This is a genomic window from Faecalibacterium sp. AM43-5AT, from assembly GCF_003603345.1.
GTDB classification, from domain to species: domain Bacteria; phylum Bacillota; class Clostridia; order Oscillospirales; family Ruminococcaceae; genus Faecalibacterium; species Faecalibacterium taiwanense.
Genome location: NZ_QVGZ01000038.1, coordinates 1 through 644, shown reverse-complemented (window position 1 = coordinate 644; position 644 = coordinate 1). Strand labels below are relative to the sequence as shown.

The following is a 644-nucleotide window of genomic DNA, read 5'->3' as shown; positions in this document are numbered from 1 at the left end:
TGAACCGGATGCCGCTGCACGCCTACGGTGACACCCGCGACTTGGGTAAGATGACCGAGTTCCTGGTGGGCGATGGTGCCGCTTATATCACCGGACAGGATTTTGCTGTGGATGGCGGCGCACTGGCTTTCGGTTATTGAGAGGAGCTTCTCTGCAATTTTTCGGCAGCTTCGCTCGTATTCCAGATAAAGGAACCGAATTTCGTTGGCATAACAGAGGAACCATTATGGCAATCTTTGAAAAGACCATCCGAAACAAAAACTTTGACAAGCTGCTTCGGAAGCTGGAACAAGAAATCCCGGACAGCAGTTGGTCGGCAGATTTAGAGGCAGGCAGTGATTTCAAAGAGGGCGATGCCCGGTGCAGTGTCCGTGTATTTGAGCGGTACAGCATGATGGGCGGCAACCGCCTGAGCCTGACGTTGACCATGTTCCAGAATGGGGACAGCCCCATCCGGCTGTCTGCCATCACCGCAGGAGGCAGTCAAGCGGTGTTCTTCAAGGTGAACACCCTCGGAGAAGAATCTTTTCTGGACGATGTGAAGTGCCTGCTGGAAGAAATTTTGGAGGAATAAGATGTTTTACGCTGGATTTGATATGCTGTTCAGCATTCTGTTTCCCATCCTGTTCCTTGTGGTTTTGGGT

2 protein-coding genes are annotated in these 644 nt (G+C 51.6%); both read left to right on the top strand.

Features of this window, described 5'->3' with window-relative positions:
* Positions 1 to 8: 8 nt before the first annotated feature.
* Positions 9 to 140 (top strand): SDR family oxidoreductase, encoded by a 132-nt coding sequence (locus DW937_RS15325; RefSeq protein WP_279221277.1) that lies wholly within the window; start codon positions 9 to 11, stop codon positions 138 to 140.
* 86 nt (positions 141 to 226) lie between these two features.
* Positions 227 to 574 carry a DUF6054 family protein gene (locus DW937_RS14605; protein ID WP_120121504.1) on the top strand — a complete coding sequence of 116 codons (348 nt, stop codon included), beginning with the start codon at positions 227 to 229 and terminating at the stop codon, positions 572 to 574.
* The last annotated feature ends 70 nt before the right edge of the window (positions 575 to 644 follow it).